Raw genomic sequence first — 18309 nt, 5'->3', positions numbered from 1 at the left:
TTCAGGTTAAAGTGTTTCAAATAAGTATAAGAATAACAAAAATTTTATTATGTTCAGTATCTGGCTGCTGACGCTCTTCGCTCTAGCCTACCTTAGTTTGCTGTTCGGTGTCGCCTTCTGGGGCGATCGTTTTCATCGTAGCGCCCGTCAACGACCGATTATATACAGCCTGGCGCTGGGCGTGCACTGCACTTCCTGGGCATTTTTCGGCACTGTGTCGCAAACTCTCAATTATGGCTGGGCCTTTGTCCCCACCTATGCGGGCAGCATTGTTGTTTTTGTATTCGGCTACCCACTGTTAATGCGTATTATCCGCTTCTGTCAGCGGCATAATATCAGTTCACTGGCTGACTTTATCGGTGCCCAGTTTGGCCAGTCCTATTCACTGGCGGCTTTAGTCAGCATCGTGTGCTTACTGGGTGTAGTGCCTTATACGGCGCTGCAACTGGATGCGCTTACCAACAGTGTCGAATTGCTCTCAGACGGTCAGCCGCAATGGCCCGGTGGCATGAGCTTGTATGTAGCATTATTGCTGGCTATGTTTGCCATTATCTTCGGCACGCGGAGCCTAAGCCTCACCGAAAAACGCCCTGGTCTGATGCTCGCTATGGCTTTCGAGTCTCTGGTAAAACTCGCCGCTTTAATCGCCATCAGTCTGTTTATTATCTATGGCGTATTTGATGGTTTTTTCGATATGGCAGCCAAGGCCTACGATAATCCGACAAGTCGTCGAATGCTTCAGGCCGATGCCAGTTACTGGGTATACCTCAGCCATATGGTGCTGGGTTTTTGCTCCATGCTGATCCTGCCGCGCCAGTTTCATATTAATTATGTGGAAAATAATGGCGAGCTGGAACTCAACCGGGCGCGCTGGTTGTTTCCCCTGTATCTGACTTTGATGAGTATCAGCGTATTTCCCATTGCGCTTGGGGGGGCCTTGCTGCAGCCTGACACCAGCCCGGATCACTACGTGCTGGCCATTCCTATGCTGGCAGACAGCCCTATCAGCGCCATCATTGGCTTTATCGGCGGCCTGTCCGCCGCCTCCAGTATGGTGATTGTGGCGACCCTGGCTCTGGGCATTATGATCGCCAACAATCTGGTGACCCCGCTGTGGCTGAGCCTGACCATTAAAAGCCATCACCACCACCGTATCCAACCGACCACCCTGTTAACTGTGCGCCGCCTGACCGTGCTGGCGATCCTCGGGTTATCCTACTTGTATTCCGAGCACGTTAGTCAACGAGCGCCGTTGGCCAATAGCGGCGTGATCGCTATTGCACTGATGGCTCAACTGGCACCGGCCATGATATTAAACTTAACCACCGGAGCGCGCAGCCAGCTTGCCGCCCATTTAAGCATATTAACCGGTACGCTATGCTGGCTATTCTGGGTACTTTGGCCCAGTGTTCAGGCCAGCTATTATTTTGAAGAAACCCCCAGCGACATCGAGCTGGCCGATGGACTCTTTTACAGCCTTAGTTTAAACCTTCTGGTGTTTATAATAGTCAGCCTTTTACGCGGTAAAAGACAACACTTGCAGGAACAGCCTCATCGGGCTCTTCCCCCCTCCCATGCTGTCAAGATAGGCCCTCTGTTATCGGTTACACGACGGGTTTTACCGGCTGGACAACAGGCAAATCTTGAGGCGGACCTGGATCGGCGTAACGACCATTACTACGCCAGCCAGCAGCTGATTCAGCGAGCCGAGCAGTTGCTCTCAGCACACGTAGGCAATGCCAGCGCCCGTATTTTACTGTCAGCCATCACCGAAAAGCATCAGGTTGCCCTGGATGAACTGGTGGGACTGGTGGAAGAAGCGACACAAAGCTATCAGTTTAATCATGAACTGCTGCGCTCTTCGGTAGAGCACATCGAGCAAGGCATCAGCGTGGTAGATCAGCACCTTAAGCTGCTGGCCTGGAACCAACGTTACATCAGCCTGTTTCACTACCCGGACGGCTTTATTCGCGCAGGTCTGCCTCTGGGAGACATTTTGCGTTTTAATGCCAAACGGGGCCTGTTTGGCGAAGTCGACGACATTGAGGCTGAAGTCGATAAACGACTGGCCTATATCCGTCAGGGTAGCAGCTATCGTTATCTGCGGCGTCAAAGTGATGGCCGTTATATCGAACTTCAGGGCAATCCTATGCCCGGGGGTGGTTTCGTAACCACCTACAGCGATATTTCTAATTACGTTCAGACCCAGCAAGCCTTAGAGGAAGCTAAAACTCACTTAGAGGCCCGGGTGGCCGAGCGCACTAAGGCCCTTGCGACCGCGAAGCAGGAAGCCGATCAAGCCAACCAGAGCAAAACCAAGTTCCTGGCCGCTGCTGGTCATGACCTGATGCAGCCTTTTAACGCCGCCACACTGTTTGCCAGTATGATCCGCCAGCAAGCACCCAACCAGGCCATTGATGAGTTGGCCGACCACTTACAACAATCCCTGCATAATGCTGAAAACTTGTTAACCTCACTACTGGATATGACCAAGCTCGACTCTGGTCGCCTGCAGGCTCATCGGGGAGCTTTTCCGCTCAGTGAGGTTTTAGATCCGCTGACGCGTGAGTTTTCGCTGCTGGCCGAGCAAAAGTCCCTTAGTCTGCGCTCAATTCCCACATCGGTGTGGGTAAATTCCGACAAAAAGCTCCTCAGGCGCGTACTGCAAAACCTGTTGTCTAACGCTCTGCGTTATACCGTAAGAGGCCGGGTTATTCTGGGTGTACGCCACCGAAACGATACGGTTGAGGTTCAGGTATGGGACACCGGCCCTGGCATGACCGCCGAGCAACAGAAGGTGATATTCAACGAATTTCAGCAGCTCAACCCCGATAACAAACAAGGGTTGGGTCTGGGCTTAACCATTGTCGAACGCATTGCCGAGTTGCTAGAGCACCCCCTCACCCTGGCCTCAATACCTGATAGTGGCACCCGGTTCAGCCTGACATTACCGCGAGCGTATCCAACCAAAGCTGTTCAACACAGTCGTCCGTCTGAAATACCGGACAACAGCCGCTTTATGAATGGTCGACGGGTGCTGATTGTGGATAACGATCCACAGATACTCCATGCCATGAGTCAACTGTTTAAACAGTGGGGTGCTGAGGCCATGACCGCTTCTGAGGCCAGCCAGGCTCTGCACCTGTGTCCACAAGCCCCCGATCTAGTGATGATGGATTATCAACTGGATAATGGCGTTACCGGCTTAACAGCACTGGAGCAGTTACAAGCGCAGTGGCAATGCTCTCCACCCTGTATTCTCAATTCGGCTAATTATGACGATCAGGTCCGAGAGCAAGCCATCGAAGCCGGACTGGCGTTTATCCATAAGCCCATTAAACCCGGTGCCCTGAAGCGCTTAATAAAGAAAGTACTGAGGCTCGAGTGAGTTGGGCCAGTGACTGATTAAACATAAGTTTGTGGCCCGGTATCACTGGTACTAGACAGGCTCTCCATAGTGAAACAGCTGGCTCTCACCGCAGGCCATCTTATGCCAGTGTTCGTTATTGGTCAGCGGCTCTGTGGTGATCACCGATACCACATCATTGGGTGTGGTCTCCTCGGCAAAGTCGATATCCACATCCACATCTGACAGTCTGGCGATGCTAAACGGTGCCCTGCGGGTAATCCAGTGTAGCTTCGAGGTACAGTACGCCAGAAGGTACTCGCCATCGGTGAGCAGCATATTAAACACGCCAAGCTCACGCAGGCCATCCAAGCGGCGACGAATAAAGTTAAAAGCGGTTTTACGATTTGGCATATCATCGCCGTAATGCTGGTACAGCTCACTCATCAGGTAACAAAAGGCGCGTTCAGAATCTGTGGTGCCCACGGGTTTAAAGCGGCTATAGGGAAGGTCCCGATAGCCCGTTAGCTGACCATTATGCGCATAAGTCCAATAGCGTCCCCACAACTCTCGGGTAAAGGGATGGGTGTTGGCCATACTCACATTGCCCCGGTTGGCCTGGCGAATATGGGCAATCACGCTCTTACTCTTGATGGGATGATCGGAAACCAGCTCGGCAATCCTGGACTGATAACTGGGCTGAGGGTCTTTAAAGGTGCAATTGCCCTTGCCCTCGTAAAAAGCAATACCCCAACCATCTTTATGGGGTCCGGTGCGCCCGCCGCGCTCGCGCAGCCCTTTAAAGCTAAAACAAATGTCCGTGGGCACATTGGCGGACATGGCTAACAACTCACACATGGCGCTTTAAACTGATTTTCCTGTGCATGAATGGTTACATAAAACCGCAACGAGGGTAAGTGTTTTTAGCGCTCCATGGCCTGACGGAACAGAATGCCTGCCTGTGTGCGGTTGATCACATCTAACTTACGTAAGATCGCCGAAACATGCTGCTTAACCGTGGTTTCCTGTACCTGCATCTCATAGGCGATCTGCTTATTCAGTAAACCATCGGCAATGTATTTAAGCACCCGCAATTGATGCGGGGTCAACTGCTCCAACTGCCGGGCAAAGTCGGCGTGTTCACTCTGGCCCAGCTGTTCTATCAAAGAGTCCACCCCTTCTGGCAACCACTGTTCGCCATCCAAAACTTTGGTGATGGCAATCTCAATATTATCCAGCGGCGCCGATTTGGGCAGATAACCACTGGCTCCAAATTCCAGCGCCTTGGCAATCATGCTGGGTTCTTCCTCGGCCGAGACAATCAGCACCTGTACGCCGGGATAGGTATGCCGAATCAAAGATAAACCGGTCAGCCCATCGTTGCCCGGCATATTCAAATCCAACATCACCAGTTCGATATCCGGATGCCGAGCCAACGCCTCCATGGTCTGTTCAAGACTGGCGGTTTCTAGTAACTGATCCCCGATCACGCTCTGCACAGCCTGTTTCATAGCACTGCGGAACAAGGGGTGATCGTCGGCGATAATGGCGCGATACTGACTCATAGGGTTTGATGCCTCTGACGCGGATGTCATGGTGTTGTGATACTGTTATCGATGTTAACAAATTTCGTTCCACAGGGTGATGCCGATTTGTTAGCGCCAGGCTGTACCATAGTACTATGGGCGCATTTATAACGATGACACACAATAAGGTTCAAATGTCATCGTGCCGATAAGCACACCAGTGACAAAACAATAACAACAAAGGACAGACATTATGCTGAGTTTGATCGGCCTGGTAGGCGGGCTGGGATTGTTGATTTGGCTGACCATCAGAGGCATGAACCTGTTTATCGCCGCGCCTCTTTGTGCGCTGATTGTCGCGTTAACCAGTGGTATTCCCGTATTTAGCGGCGAGATCAACTTTGTTGAAGCCTATATGAACGGCTTCTCGGGATTTATTGCCTCCTGGTTTTTTATGTTTCTGCTCGGATCCCTGTTCGGCAAGTTTATGGAAGATACCGGTGCGGCCGACTCGGTGGCACGCTGGATCGTCGATCGTCTTGGAATGAAGCACGCCGTGCTGGCGGTTGTGGCCGCCTGCGCCATTCTCACATACGGCGGTGTAAGTGTGTTTGTGGTGGCATTCTCTGTTTACCCCATGGCGCTGAGCCTGTTTAAGGATGCCAACCTGCCGCGGCGCTTTATCCCGGCAGCACTGGCGTTTGGCTCAGTCACCTTCACCATGACCTCGGCGGGTTCACCGGAGATCCAAAACTGGATCCCGATTAAATACCTGGGTACGTCTCCGTTTGCCGCTTGGGAGGTGTCACTCGTGGTGGCCGTATTTATGGCCGTATTTGGCTACTGGTGGCTGAAAAAAATGATTGGCAAAGCCGTGGCCAATGGCGAAGAGTTTGAGCACCGCGATACCGACCCCCACATTCCTGAACGTGACTACCCTCACCCCATGACCGGTATCATTCCGTTATTGGTGGTATTGGCGTTTTCATTTTTCTTCCATGAAAGCCTGCAACAACTGGCGCTGATCGTGGCCCTGGGCGGCGGGGTGCTGACCTTAATGGCCATTAACTTTAAGCACTTCCACAATCTCAGCAATGCGGTGTCTCTGGGAACCACAGGCGCATTGGTGGCCATTGGTAATACCTCGGCAGTGGTAGGCTTTGGTTCAGTAGCCAAATCCACCGATGCCTTTCAGGTGGCCGTGGATGCCATGACTGCCCTACCCGGCAACGAGCTTATTGGCGCGGCAGTAGCAGTGAGTGTGATTGCAGGCCTAACCGGTTCGGCCTCTGGCGGCCAGGCCATCGCTTTACCGTTGATAGGCCCTCACTATATGGATCAGGGCGTCGACCCAGAGCAACTGCACCGAATCGTATCGATTTCCTCCGGCGCACTGGATTCACTGCCCCACAATGGTTATGTGGTGACCACCATCCGCGCAATCTGCCATGAAACTCACCAGCGCGCTTACTGGCCGCTGGGTGCGCTGACAGTCGTACTGCCATTAGTCGGCCTGGCTATGGCCGTCGCTATGTTTAACTTTTTCTAGGGAATAACGATGCGAGTTTTAGTTAGCCTGTGGTTTATTCTGATTTGTCTACCCGCAAGCGCAGAGCCACTGTTGGTCGACAAACAGCACTTTACGCTTGAGAGCTTTACCACCTTTTCCGGTCAGACCATCAAGAATGTACAAGTAGGCTGGGAAAGCTATGGCAAGCTTAACGACGATAAGAACAATGTGATTCTGGTCACCCACTACTTTTCCGGCAACTCTCATGCTGCCGGTAAATACCACCCCGACGATGAGGAACCTGGCTATTGGGACGCCATTATCGGGCCCGGCAAAGCCATCGACACCAATAAGTATTATGTCCTCAGTGTAGATACCCTGGTGAATTTAAACGTGCACCACCCCAAGGTGATCACTACGGGCCCCGCCACCATCAATCCGGATACCGGCAAGCCCTACGGGCTGGATTTTCCGGTGGTGACCATCCGCGATTTCGTCAATGTGCAAAAAGCCCTGTTGGATTCACTGGGCATCGCCAAACTCCACGCCGTGATAGGCCCTTCGATGGGCTCCTTGCAGGCACTGGACTGGGCCACCGCCTACCCTGAGCGCGTAGAACGAATGATTTCGGTGATCGGCATGGGAGAAACCGACGCCTGGAGCATGAACCGCTTAGAGCACTGGGCCAATCCCATTCGTTTGGACCCTAATTGGAACAACGGCGATTATTACGCCAAGGTGCCGCCAAAAGAGGGACTGCATGACGCCCTGACACTGATTACTCAGGATGCTCTGCACCCGCAGTTTATTAATGCCATGCTGCCCCAGCATTTTCCGATTGAAGAATCACCTCTGGCTCACATCAATAACAAACACTCCAGTGTGAAAGCCTTTGAAGCCTTGTCCGCAAAACGGGTTAACACCGCCGACGCCAACCACCTGTTGTATCTGGTCAAAGCCAGCCAGTTGTTTGTGGCCGGGTTCGATAAGCCCCTTGAACAGGCCATGCAAACCGTTCAGGCAAAGGCCTTATTCCTACCCGCCGCGAACGATCTCATCCTGCCACCCTACCTGGCCAATGAGGCCCACCAGGCGCTATTAAACGCCGGTAAAAGTAGCGATTATGAAGAACTTAGCGGCGACATGGGCCATTTAAACGGCATTCGTTATGTTCAACAGGCTGGCGAACGCATCGCCAGTTTCTTAGCCGAACCGGTTAATCACTAAAAGGAAACGCCATGAAAGCCATTACCCTAGCAGTTACCTCTGCGCTGAGCTTGTCGGCCTTTGCCGGTGAGCTGCCCGCTCTCAAACTGGATTTGAGTAATCTGACTGTATCCGGACTGTCCAGCGGCGGTTATATGGCCGGCCAGTTTCATCAGGCCTATGGCGATAAGATAACGGGTGTTGGCATTATCGCCGCCGGCCCCTACTACTGCGCCCAAGGCTCGATCATGACAGCCCTGGGCCAGTGCGTGAATAAACAAGACGGTGCCATTGACCTCAAGGCATTGAATGAAACCCTAGCTCAGTGGCGGCAACAAGGCCTTATCGCCCCTGAAACCGCCATCGAGGACGATAAGGTGTGGGTATTGCACGGCAGTATGGATGAAAAAGTCATCGCGCCGGTCACCAACGCCTTGGTGCAACAATACCGTGACTGGGGCGTAGAACAGCTCACTTACATCAACGACAAACCCTTCGCCCATCACTTCCCGGCCGAGTCCAACGGAACCGATTGCGCCGTATCCGAGGCGCCTTTCGTGGGCAACTGTGGCTATAATGCCGCCGCGGAAATGCTAAACACCATTAGCGATGCTAAGGCTACAGAGACCGACACCGGAGAGCTCTATCGCTTTAATCAACAGGAGCTTGGCGGAGAGTTTGCGGAAAGCCTCGCCGAAACTGGCTATGTATTCGTGCCACAAAGCTGCACCGAGGGCAATCAGTGCCAGCTGCATATAAACTTTCACGGCTGTAAACAATACGCCGAGGCCGTTGGCACCGACTATATCGAGCAAAACGGCATTAACGACTGGGCCGCGGTGCACAATACCGTGGTGCTCTACCCGCAAACCACCGCCTCTGCGCTGATGCCCATGAACCCCCAAGGCTGCTGGGACTGGTGGGGCTACACCGATGAGCACTACGCCACCAACAAAGGCCAACAGGTTCAGGCCGTAATGAAAATGGCCGAGTCACTGAGTAGAGAATAGCGAGTTGCGAGTTGCGAGTTGCGAAATCAACATCAACCCAAACGCGAATAGCCGCAACGTCTGCGGCTTTTTTATGCCTTATGAGCCTTGTGGCGCTCGCCCCTGCAACGCTCAGAGCAATACTTCACCTCATCCCAACAGGCTTTCCACTTCTTACGCCATGCAAAAGGTCGCTCACAGACAGGACAGATTTTCTCGGGAAGGTGGGATTTTTTCATTGATATCAGGCGTTGTCATAAATAAAAATATATAGGGCAATTCGCCTAATTCGGACCAATATTGGATATAGATGCCAGCGTCCCTTTACAGTACTTTGTTATGCGTGGCTTGGCACTATAAGCAGAATACCTCTTGTACCCACTCGTCTTTTTCAAATGGACCATGTATTGATTTAAAGCAACCACGGCTTTCTTCAATGTTTCGATCTAGATCTTTTGCAACCCAATCAACAGTGCAAACCACCTTATCGGTATCCAGAATAACCCCTTTGACGATACCAAGATGAAATATTCTGATGCCAGTTTGGCCGCCTCCTTTCATTCGCTTAATCGCGATTCTATCTCCTACTTTAACTCCTGAAGCCTTTTTATACTGTGCCGGTTGCTCACCTTCATTCCAGCCAAGCATCCATATTCCTTGCTCTAGAAACTTCTGATCCTGATGCTCGGTTCCTCCCCAAGAAGCACCCACAACCCAATATTGACTCATTTCTTACTCCGTTACTTGATGATGAAACGCAAAACGCACACAACTAAAGGCCCTGAGCTTTACTCTCTGGCTTTGTTATAAGTCACTTTATCGCTGCTTTAGGCTATCTGGTTCTTTTTGCGCAACCACTACCACTATGCGATAACCGATACTGCTCGACTTTCAACTACTGTAACAGCTCCCGCTCGCTCAATGATTTTTAACAAGACCGATTGAATTGCTTCGTCCTCTCTGACATCTTTATCACCCGTAAACCTTTGTATTTGAGGCTCACCATTCTCTTCAGACAGAAAGGTAATGACTACCTCCGTCGCTAAATTTGGCGCTTTACCGAAATACTCTACTGAAATTTGCGGATAACCCTTAAAACCTCGTTGCACTCGTTTCAGTATGCGTTTTTTCGCTTTATCCACATTCATCATTAAACTCTTTTTGATTGCTAAATTTAAATAAACGTCTTGCTCACACGTCGGTCTGGAGCCGCGAAACGTCGGAAGAACGGTCGCTGTGCAGTCGATTGTTAAGTATACAGTGCTGCCCTCGGTACCCTCCGGATTAACCCATGAGAGGACAGCACTGTATGCAGTAAGGATTCCCAAGTGGATCACAGCGATTAGTATAACTGAGCTTCCAGGTTGGAGCTTTGGTACAGGGCGCTTTTGCTTCGTAATCATTCTTCACGAGCGGACTGTCTTCCGGTTTTACCAAAAGACCCAGGCCCACATTTTTAGCATCAATGCCGCTAATATTTGTTATTCGGAAACGGTAAGTTTTACCATCTTTGAAAATATAGAAGGATAGTCGAGCAGCATTTCTCTCTTTTTCTTCCCGTAGCAATATCTCCAGCTGCTTTTTTGCGAGCTCGGACGTTGCACGCTGCAGCTCGTTTGCTTCTATCTGCATTCTCGTTATCCAGCTCAAACAACCAAGCTAACAATCGTCGCGATGCAACCGAAGAGAACGCTTAAGCGCTCGTACTTTGACACCCTGATTCCCGAGTTCCTTTGGGCTTAACAGCGTATTACTGAAAATTCTCGGTATCCACGAGGCAGGTTAACATCGGAGCATCCCTATTCTCGGTGTTTGCCTCATCCTATCAGCAACAACACTGCCGCTAACTTTTCAAAGAGTTAGCGACGTCATTTTGTGAAAACCGAGCCCGACGATTCAGCAAACCGAGAATTGCCCAAGCAATATGTATTTCCGCCTTTCACACCTTGCATTCGTCCCTATGATGGTTATGTGTGTCGACACCCTATTTGCGAAACCGCTTACCCTAAGCCACTTAGGGCTGCTGTTTTACAACAGTGGCATTGCTAAGAGGGTAACAGCTCACACATTCCGACATACTTTTGCCACTCAATTGCTTCTGCATGGCGCGGATATCAGTAGGGTACAGGATTAATTAGGCCATAGCGATGTACGAATCACTAAGCTCTATACCCACGTGATTGGCAGTCGCTCTTCAAGTGCAGTCGGCCCTCCCGACTGGCTCTAATGAGAAGTTTAAGTTAACGTCATTGAGCGCTAGACTACCGGCAAATAAGTAAACATTCATCGGAGTCGAATTGAACGCCGAGATCCGCATTTCGTCCTACTCCCCAAGCCATGCCAGGGCCATTGCCGATCTTTACCACGCTGCAGTGCATGGGATTGATTCATTGGTTTATTCAAAGGCCCAAAAAGAAGCCTGGGCACCAACACCGCCGGATTACACTTTTTGGGCTAAACGTCTGCAGGATAAGCAGCCCTTTGTGGCTTTGGTGGATGAGCGTGTGGCGGGCTTTATGGAGTTAGAAGCCGATGGGCATATCGATTGCGCCTATACACACCCGGATTTTCAAGGCTCGGGGGTTGCCTCGGCTTTATATCAGCACCTCGAAAGCCAAGCCACAGCAAAGGGTATAGATTCTCTTTATGTGGAGGCCTCAATCGTTGCGAAGCCTTTTTTCGAGCACCGAGACTTTATGGTTTTGCGCTCTAATAAGGTTTACAAAAAAGGTTTGGAACTCATTAATTTCAGTATGGAGAAGCCTCTTTCTGGCAGGCAGATAGCTGATACATTTTAATCTCACTAAAGTTTTAATCAGGCTTTAGCACGTTAGCTCTGGCGCTCTTTACTGACCGTCATCACCTTTGACAGTCCCCAGAGGAATACTCCAATCCCGACCCCGGAAAACAAGAAAAATACAGCTATACCGATGGGAGCCCCCCAACCTAACACGCCATAAAGATATTCCATGGTTACTCGTCCAAGTTCATTGATGAATTTTCATTGTTCAGTACTTGTCAGGGCGATGCAACAAAATGTACGTAAAGTAATGCGCTTACCGGCAAATGCTTAGACCAATGAAAAAAGCCCCTGAGCAATTCTGGGGCTTTTTAAAGGGATTAGGACTTAGCCTTGGTTTTCTTCTTGGCCGTGGTTTTGCCCTTGCGCTTATCCTGCGCCTGCCACTTACCATTATCGTACCAGGCGCTCCAGCCACTGGCCTTACCTTCCGGCGTTTCGCTCATCACATACTGCTGCTTAGTCTTACGACTAAAGCGCACGACGGTTGGGTTACCGTCTGGATCTTCCTGGGGCGCATCGGCCAGATACAGGAATTTAGATGGCAACCGATCGCGGAAGCGGGCCAGTTCGGCCACTTTGGGCGCACGGGTCTCGCGGGATTTCGGGAAATTATGAGCGGCCAGGAAAATACCGGAGGCGCCGTCACGCAGCATAAAGTGCGCATCGGTCTTTTCGCACGGCAGTTCGGGTAAATCCACCGGATCTTCTTTCGGTGGCGCCACTTCGCCATTACGCAGCAGCTTACGGGTGTTTTTACACTCCTCGCTGGTGCAGGCAAAATATTTACCAAAGCGGCCGTTACGCAGCTCCATATCCGAGCCGCATTTGTCGCATTCGATAATGGGACCGTCGTAGCCTTTGATCTTAAAGGTGCCAGTCTCGATTTCCGTTCCCTTGCACACCGGCGTGTTACCACACACATGCAGTTTACGTTTTTCGTCGATCAGGTAGCTGTCCATGGCCGTACCACACTGGCTACAACGGCGTTTAGCCCGCAGCGCCTCGGTTTCCATTTCCTCTTCGTCGTCCACCTTCACCACTTCATCGCCTGAGGTCAGGTTCATGGTGTTGGTGCAACGCTCTTTGGGCGGCAGGTTGTAGCCTGAGCAGCCTAAGAATACGCCGGTGCTGGCGGTACGCACCATCATGGGACGGCCACACTTACTGCACTCTATATCCGTTTGCACCGCTTCATTGGTGCGCATACCGCCCTCTTCGGCGGGCTTTTCCGCGCTCAGCAACTTCTGATAGAAGTCACCGTAGAAATCGTTAAGAACTTGCTTCCAGTTGAGCTGACCTTCGGCGATCTCGTCGAGATGCTGCTCCATATTGGCGGTGAAGTCGTAACTAATAAGGTCGTTAAAATTTTCCAGCAGGCGGTCATTGACGATCTCACCCATTTTCTCGGCGTAAAAGCGCTTGTTTTCAAGCCTGACGTAGCCACGATCCTGAATAGTAGAAATGATGCTGGCATAGGTAGAAGGTCGACCAATACCGCGTTTTTCCAGTTCCTTAACCAAGGAGGCCTCGCTAAAACGCGCCGGAGGCTTGGTAAAGTGCTGCTTGGGATCCAGTTTTTTCAGATCCAGCACGTCGCCTTCCTTCACATCCGGCAGGGTCAGATCTTCCTCGCCCTTTTTGGACTTTGGCGGCTGAACCCGGGTCCAACCATCAAACTTCAGTACCCGGCCCTTAGCGGTCAGTTCGAAGCCGTTGGCTTCGGCGCGAATGGTGGTGGCGTCGTATTTGGCAGGCACCATCTGACAGGCGACAAACTGACGCCAGATCAGCTCATACAAACGCTGAGCGTCGCGCTCCATTTCCGACAACGAATCGGACTTCACCTTTACATTGGAGGGGCGAATGGCTTCGTGCGCTTCCTGGGCCCCCTCTTTGCTACCATAGCGATTGGGGTTATCCGGTAGGTAGTTGGCACCAAAGCTCTCATCAATATAGCCACGGCAGGCGTCTACGGCCTCACTGCTTAAATTGGTAGAGTCGGTACGCATATAGGTGATGTGGCCCGCTTCGTACAAACGCTGGGCCATCATCATGGTCTTTTTCACTCCAAAGCCTAAACGGGTACTGGCCGCCTGCTGTAAGGTGGAAGTGATAAAAGGCGCCGAGGGCTTGCTCTGGGTCGGCCGGGATTCCCGGCTGACCACCTTATAGTCGGCGTCTTTAAGCTTGCTAACCGCCTCATCAGCCTGGGCCTTATTCTTGGGCTTAAAAGCCTGACCGTTTTCCTTGGCCACCAACATGCGTAGCGGTGATGACTTGGCCGTTAAGTCCGCGTGAATGTCCCAGAACTCTTCTGGCACAAAGGCTTTAATTTCACGCTCACGCTCCACCACCAGGCGCACCGCCACCGACTGCACCCGACCGGCCGACAGCCCTCGGGCAATTTTCTTCCACAACAGAGGCGAGACCATAAAGCCCACCACCCGATCTAAAAAGCGGCGCGCCTGCTGGGCATTGACCCTGTCTACGTTAACTTCCCCCGGGTGAGAGAAGGCTTCCTGAATGGCGGTTTTGGTGATTTCATTAAACACCACCCGCTTGAACTCTTGCTTGTTGGAGCCAATCAGCTCCTGTAAATGCCAGGCAATGGCTTCCCCTTCACGGTCCAAATCCGTCGCGAGATAGATGGTGTCGGCATTTTTAGCCAACTTTTTCAGTTCGTTGACCACCTTCTCTTTGCCTTGCAATACCTCATAATGGGCTTCCCAGTCGTTTTCCGGGTCGATACCCATACGATCCACCAGTTTTAAATACTCGTGACGACGCAGGTAGGCCTGCTTTTCTTCCTCCGGAAAAGTCTTCAATTCTTTGGCCGGTTTTTTGGGCGGCACCTTACCCTGGGCCTTAGTGGGCAGGTCGCGAATGTGTCCGACACTGGATTTCACCACATAGTCGTTACCCAGGTATTTATTGATGGTTTTTGCTTTTGCCGGGGACTCGACGATGACCAACGACTTTGCCATAGACTCAATGCTCGTAACTGTTTGAAAGACTTAGCTGAATGAAAATTAAGGAATGCCAGCTATGCGTATTATTTTTACATATATCGGCAAACTCCCTATAACACAAGGGAATTTGCTATTGGGTGGTGTAATTGGAGCACATGGTAGTCATCCAATAGCGGGGATGCAAATTTGGCAGCTTGTTAAAAAAACGTATAATAGGCAGCCTCTGCGCCCTTCTTATCTCAACAAGAACAATAACAGATCGGTTAAGCGCAGTGTTTCCCTCAACACACCACAGAGAATAACGAGGAAATAATGAAAGCATTTGAAGTGAATTTCGATGGACTGGTCGGCCCCACACACAACTACGCTGGCCTGTCTTTCGGTAATGTTGCCTCGCTGAATAACGCTAAAGCCGTTAGCAGCCCCCGTCAGGCGGCAAAGCAAGGTCTGCAAAAAGCCAAGGCACTGGCCGATATGGGCATGCTACAGGGCCTATTAGCGCCTCAGGAACGTCCGGATGTGGAGACGCTGCGTCGCATCGGCTTTACTGGCTCTGACGCTCAGGTTCTGGAAAAAGCCGCTAAACAAGCCCCAGAGATTTTTCTGGCTTGCTGTTCAGCGTCCAGCATGTGGACCGCCAACGCTGCCACCGTATCTCCCAGTGCCGATACGGCCGATGGTCGTGTGCACTTTACGCCAGCCAACCTGACCAACAAATTCCACCGCTCACTGGAGCCGGACGTCACCGGTCGTATTTTAAAAGGCACCTTTGCCAACGAGAAATACTTTAATCACCACCGTCATCTGCCTGATAACGATCATTTTGGTGATGAAGGCGCGGCCAATCATACCCGCCTGTGTTCTAATTACGGTCATGCCGGTGTGGAACTGTTTGTATTTGGCAAGTACGCCTTTGACAGCAGCAAACCTGCACCCACTAAGTTCCCTGCTCGTCATACCTACGAAGCCTGCGAAGCCGTTGCTCGTTTGCACGGCCTGAGCGATGACAGCGTAGTGTATATTCAGCAGAACCCGGACGTGATCGACCAGGGCGTGTTCCATAACGACGTTATTGCCGTGGGCAACCAGAACGTGCTGTTCTATCACGAGCAAGCCTTTGCCGATACCCAAAAGGCGCTGGATGAAATCCGCCGCAAGTTTGGCAGCGACGACCTGCACTTTATCGAGGTGAAAACTTCTGATGTTTCTGTTGAGGAAGCTGTCAAAACCTATCTGTTTAACACTCAGATCATCACTCTGCCTGATGGTGATATGGCCATTATTGCGCCCAGCGAGTGTCAGGAGAGCCTTGCGGTTTCGGCTTATCTGGATAAGCTGGTGACCTTGGGTACACCGATTAAGAAGGTCCACTATTTCGATGTGAAGCAGAGCATGAAAAACGGTGGTGGCCCCGCTTGTCTGCGTCTGCGTGTGGCTCTGACCGATCAAGAGGTCGCGGCGGTTAACCAAAATACCCTGATTAACGACGCTCAGTTTAACCGTCTGAATCAGTGGGTGGATAAGCACTATCGCGATGAACTGAGCTTCGACGATCTGCGCGATCCGCAGTTGCTGATCGAATCCCGCGATGCACTGGATGAGCTGACCCAGATCCTGAAACTAGGCTCGGTATACCCTTTCCAGCGTTAAGCAATAAGTTCTTACAAATACAAGAAACCCGGCGACTGCCGGGTTTCTTCGTTATGATGTACTTTACAATGCATTAATTCGGATCTGCGCAGCTATTGCTGGAGCCGAACGAGTTGGGTGCCGGGGCGGCGTCCTCGTTGCTGACATCCTCTCCCGATACTGTCAGTGTTAACACATGACTTTCTTCGGACTCACTGCCGGCGGACTCACTTTCCACTGAAATCTTAACTTCCGTCCAGGGCGCAAAGCTCTCGGCATAGGTGTGATACATCAGTACAGGGTCAGAACTATTAGTTACAACGCTATCGGTAAAGTTCTCGCCATCTTTAAAGCTGATGCTGCCCAAAATACCCGGAGTTAGTTGTCCGTCACCATTGGTATCCTCACCGGCATCCAAGATTCCGTTGCCGTTAATGTCCTCATTATCACAAACGGCCGTTACCACGGTCAGCCAGCGCTCATCCGGCTCACTCCATACCCAATACCCCTTACGGTACACCCCGCCTTCTGCGTAAGGCTCTGGTACCACCGACGCAGTCAAATCGACGCCATCTTGCAAGCTGCCCTGAGGATCGGTAACAAAAACCGCGTATTCCTTACGATAGGTAGCAGCACTGGGTGATTCAATCAGATTGCCGGTACCAAAAGAGATATCAAAGGGTCGATCACCAACGGTGACATTGGTTTGCCCGGTGACAGAGTTATCTTCTACGACGGTGGCGGTAATGGTCACAAACTCTTCGTTGGTCACGGCATTGGAGGTAAAGACCGTACTGGCAACACCTTTATCATTAGTGACTGCCGAGTTTGGCTCGAGAGAACCGGCACTGGGATCATCCACATTGAAGCTCACCTGCATACCTTCCACCAGATTGTCGTTAGGATCGCGTACCACCGCAGTAATGGTACTGGTTTGACCATCCGGCCCAATGCTGTCTGGTGTCGCATCGACAATAATACTGTCGGCATCGGTGGCAATGAAGTTCACCTCGCCAGTGACACTGACCTTATTCCCCTCACTGTCCTCACCTTCGGCGGAAATAGAGGCGGTTCCCGCATTATTTGAGCTGATACTCACTGAAGCCTCGCCATTGGCATCAGTAGTGACTGTGCTTGACGAGAACTGACCTCTGGAGGTCAGGAAGGTCACACTCCCTCCCGCAAAGGCACTGCCGTCTTTTTCCCAGCGTATCGTGACAGTGGCATTATCGCCTAGCGGCACATTGTCGCTGGGTAAGCTTACGAAGCGGAAGTTATCCCGCTGCACGCTAATCTCAAACTCAGCACTGGCATTAAGTGCCTCGGCCGATATGGTATCAAGGCCTGCCTGGGTGCCTGTGTAGACAACCGTCGCTTTACCATCGGTATTAGTGGTTACCTCTGATTCAGCCAAAGTGCCATTTTCGGCGCTCAGACTAACCGTCTGGTTAGCAATCCCCTTGTCATCCGAGTCCAACAGACTAATAAACAGCTCAGTGCTGTTATTTAAGACGACCGAGGTACCACCATCGATCTGGATTTCGGTGCCCAGGACTGATACCACAACATCCTGCGTCAACGTGCCCGATGTGGCCGTAACAGTGATATCCCGGTTTTCGGGGTTCGCTTTACTGGTCAATGTAGTGCGCGCTGTGCCGTCCTCACCACTGACTGCCACGCCGGGAGCCGGAAGTTCGCCGGAGGTCGCGCTGAAGACCACCTCTGCGCCGGGCAACAAACGATTGCCTTGGTCTTTTAATAAGGCGATGATTTCGACGCTGTCAGCCCCTGACGACGCCATCTGATTGGAGGTAGCATAAACCTCCATAGAAGCCGCCTGGATAGTGGACTGTCCTCCATCGCCGGCCGAGTTAAAGCTGGTGGACGCTTCTTCACCGTCTACGGTCGCCACTATATTGGCTTCCCCCGCAGTGCTGCCCACCACCAAACGGATACTGGCAACGCCGTTTGCGTTGGTGGCTGCCAGACCGTCAGCCGGATCTAAATTGGCACGCCCCGATACCGGCAGTGAGAAAGTAACCGTCTCTCCCTCAACTGCTGCACCGGTTTCATCGGTAACCGTTGCCTGCGCAACGAGCGGCGTCGCAGCAGACAGTTCTGTGCTGGCATCTCCGGATTGCTCATCCACCAATTCTAACGAAACGGACAGTTCCGAACTTCCTGAACCGCCTGAGTCATCATCCCGGCTTAAACTTCCTCCGCCGCCGCAGGCGGTGATAAGCGATAATAAACTGATAAGAACCAGCGTCTTGATCGTCGACGGCATTCACTTCTCCCAAATATCAACATGAAACACTCGTTAGTGGGCGA

Annotated in this window: 16 protein-coding genes; 7 read left to right on the top strand and 9 right to left on the bottom strand. The window is 51.6% G+C overall.

Annotation, left to right across the window (positions count from 1 at the left end; translation table 11 throughout):
* The first annotated feature begins 49 nt into the window (after nt 1-49).
* Nucleotides 50-3388: a hybrid sensor histidine kinase/response regulator gene (locus HMF8227_RS06510; RefSeq protein ID WP_109339402.1), complete on the top strand. Its 3339-nt coding sequence runs from the start codon at nt 50-52 to the stop codon at nt 3386-3388.
* A 51-nt stretch (nt 3389-3439) separates the two neighbouring features.
* Here the strand turns inward: HMF8227_RS06510 and HMF8227_RS06505 are convergent, their stop codons facing one another.
* The gene (locus HMF8227_RS06505) at nt 3440-4204 is read right to left on the bottom strand and encodes a class II glutamine amidotransferase (protein WP_109339401.1); all 765 of its coding nucleotides are present in this window, start codon (nt 4202-4204) and stop codon (nt 3440-3442) included.
* Nucleotides 4205-4269: 65 nt separating this feature from the next.
* Nucleotides 4270-4911 (bottom strand): response regulator, encoded by a 642-nt coding sequence (locus HMF8227_RS06500; RefSeq protein WP_109339400.1) that lies wholly within the window; start codon nt 4909-4911, stop codon nt 4270-4272.
* A 214-nt stretch (nt 4912-5125) separates the two neighbouring features.
* On the opposite strand from HMF8227_RS06500, the gene HMF8227_RS06495 reads away from it, so the two are divergent.
* Genes HMF8227_RS06495 through HMF8227_RS06485 form a run of 3 tightly spaced genes read left to right on the top strand, consistent with a single transcriptional unit; the run spans nt 5126 to nt 8598 of the window.
* Nucleotides 5126-6421 (top strand): GntP family permease, encoded by a 1296-nt coding sequence (locus HMF8227_RS06495; RefSeq protein WP_109339399.1) that lies wholly within the window; start codon nt 5126-5128, stop codon nt 6419-6421.
* A gap of 9 nt (nt 6422-6430) precedes the next feature.
* On the top strand, nt 6431-7609 hold the full coding sequence (locus HMF8227_RS06490) for an E22 family MetX-like putative esterase (RefSeq protein ID WP_109339398.1): 1179 nt from the start codon (nt 6431-6433) through the stop codon (nt 7607-7609).
* A gap of 11 nt (nt 7610-7620) precedes the next feature.
* Nucleotides 7621-8598: an extracellular catalytic domain type 2 short-chain-length polyhydroxyalkanoate depolymerase gene (locus HMF8227_RS06485; protein WP_109339397.1), complete on the top strand. Its 978-nt coding sequence runs from the start codon at nt 7621-7623 to the stop codon at nt 8596-8598.
* A gap of 71 nt (nt 8599-8669) precedes the next feature.
* Here HMF8227_RS06485 and HMF8227_RS06480 read toward each other — a convergent pair whose 3' ends face one another.
* The 4 genes from HMF8227_RS06480 to HMF8227_RS06465 all read right to left on the bottom strand — a co-directional run bounded on the left by HMF8227_RS06480 (nt 8670) and on the right by HMF8227_RS06465 (nt 10209).
* Nucleotides 8670-8816 carry a DUF2256 domain-containing protein gene (locus tag HMF8227_RS06480; RefSeq protein WP_204101038.1) on the bottom strand — a complete coding sequence of 49 codons (147 nt, stop codon included), beginning with the start codon at nt 8814-8816 and terminating at the stop codon, nt 8670-8672.
* A gap of 115 nt (nt 8817-8931) precedes the next feature.
* Nucleotides 8932-9306: a hypothetical protein gene (locus HMF8227_RS06475; RefSeq protein ID WP_109339395.1), complete on the bottom strand. Its 375-nt coding sequence runs from the start codon at nt 9304-9306 to the stop codon at nt 8932-8934.
* Nucleotides 9307-9440: 134 nt separating this feature from the next.
* Entirely contained in the window at nt 9441-9728 is a 288-nt protein-coding gene (locus HMF8227_RS06470; protein ID WP_109339394.1) for a hypothetical protein, read from the bottom strand.
* A 133-nt stretch (nt 9729-9861) separates the two neighbouring features.
* A complete protein-coding gene (locus HMF8227_RS06465) occupies nt 9862-10209 on the bottom strand; it encodes a hypothetical protein (RefSeq protein WP_109339393.1) in 348 nt (115 codons plus the stop codon).
* A gap of 292 nt (nt 10210-10501) precedes the next feature.
* Here HMF8227_RS06465 and HMF8227_RS15170 point away from each other — a divergent pair, with 292 nt between their 5' ends.
* Both HMF8227_RS15170 and HMF8227_RS06455 read left to right on the top strand, forming a co-directional pair.
* The gene (locus tag HMF8227_RS15170; protein WP_338056558.1) at nt 10502-10711 is read left to right on the top strand and encodes a tyrosine-type recombinase/integrase; all 210 of its coding nucleotides are present in this window, start codon (nt 10502-10504) and stop codon (nt 10709-10711) included.
* A 163-nt stretch (nt 10712-10874) separates the two neighbouring features.
* A complete protein-coding gene (locus HMF8227_RS06455) occupies nt 10875-11375 on the top strand; it encodes a GNAT family N-acetyltransferase (RefSeq protein ID WP_204101037.1) in 501 nt (166 codons plus the stop codon).
* A 32-nt stretch (nt 11376-11407) separates the two neighbouring features.
* Here the strand turns inward: HMF8227_RS06455 and HMF8227_RS15035 are convergent, their stop codons facing one another.
* Nucleotides 11408-11548 carry a hypothetical protein gene (locus HMF8227_RS15035; protein WP_162558521.1) on the bottom strand — a complete coding sequence of 47 codons (141 nt, stop codon included), beginning with the start codon at nt 11546-11548 and terminating at the stop codon, nt 11408-11410.
* 149 nt (nt 11549-11697) lie between these two features.
* Nucleotides 11698-14364 carry a type I DNA topoisomerase gene (topA, locus tag HMF8227_RS06450; protein ID WP_109339392.1) on the bottom strand — a complete coding sequence of 889 codons (2667 nt, stop codon included), beginning with the start codon at nt 14362-14364 and terminating at the stop codon, nt 11698-11700.
* A gap of 297 nt (nt 14365-14661) precedes the next feature.
* On the opposite strand from topA, the gene astB reads away from it, so the two are divergent.
* Nucleotides 14662-15999, top strand: a complete 1338-nt coding sequence (gene astB / locus HMF8227_RS06440) for an N-succinylarginine dihydrolase (RefSeq protein ID WP_109339390.1) — start codon at nt 14662-14664, stop codon at nt 15997-15999.
* 73 nt (nt 16000-16072) lie between these two features.
* Here the strand turns inward: astB and HMF8227_RS06435 are convergent, their stop codons facing one another.
* Nucleotides 16073-18265, bottom strand: coding sequence for an Ig-like domain-containing protein (locus HMF8227_RS06435; protein WP_109339389.1), 2193 nt, complete (start codon nt 18263-18265; stop codon nt 16073-16075).
* Nucleotides 18266-18309: the final 44 nt, after the last annotated feature.

The organism is Saliniradius amylolyticus (assembly GCF_003143555.1).
In the GTDB taxonomy this organism is placed as follows: Bacteria; Pseudomonadota; Gammaproteobacteria; order Enterobacterales; family Alteromonadaceae; genus Saliniradius; species Saliniradius amylolyticus.
The sequence above is the reverse complement of the archived record's forward strand: the minus strand, read 5'-3'. Positions and strand labels throughout refer to the sequence as shown.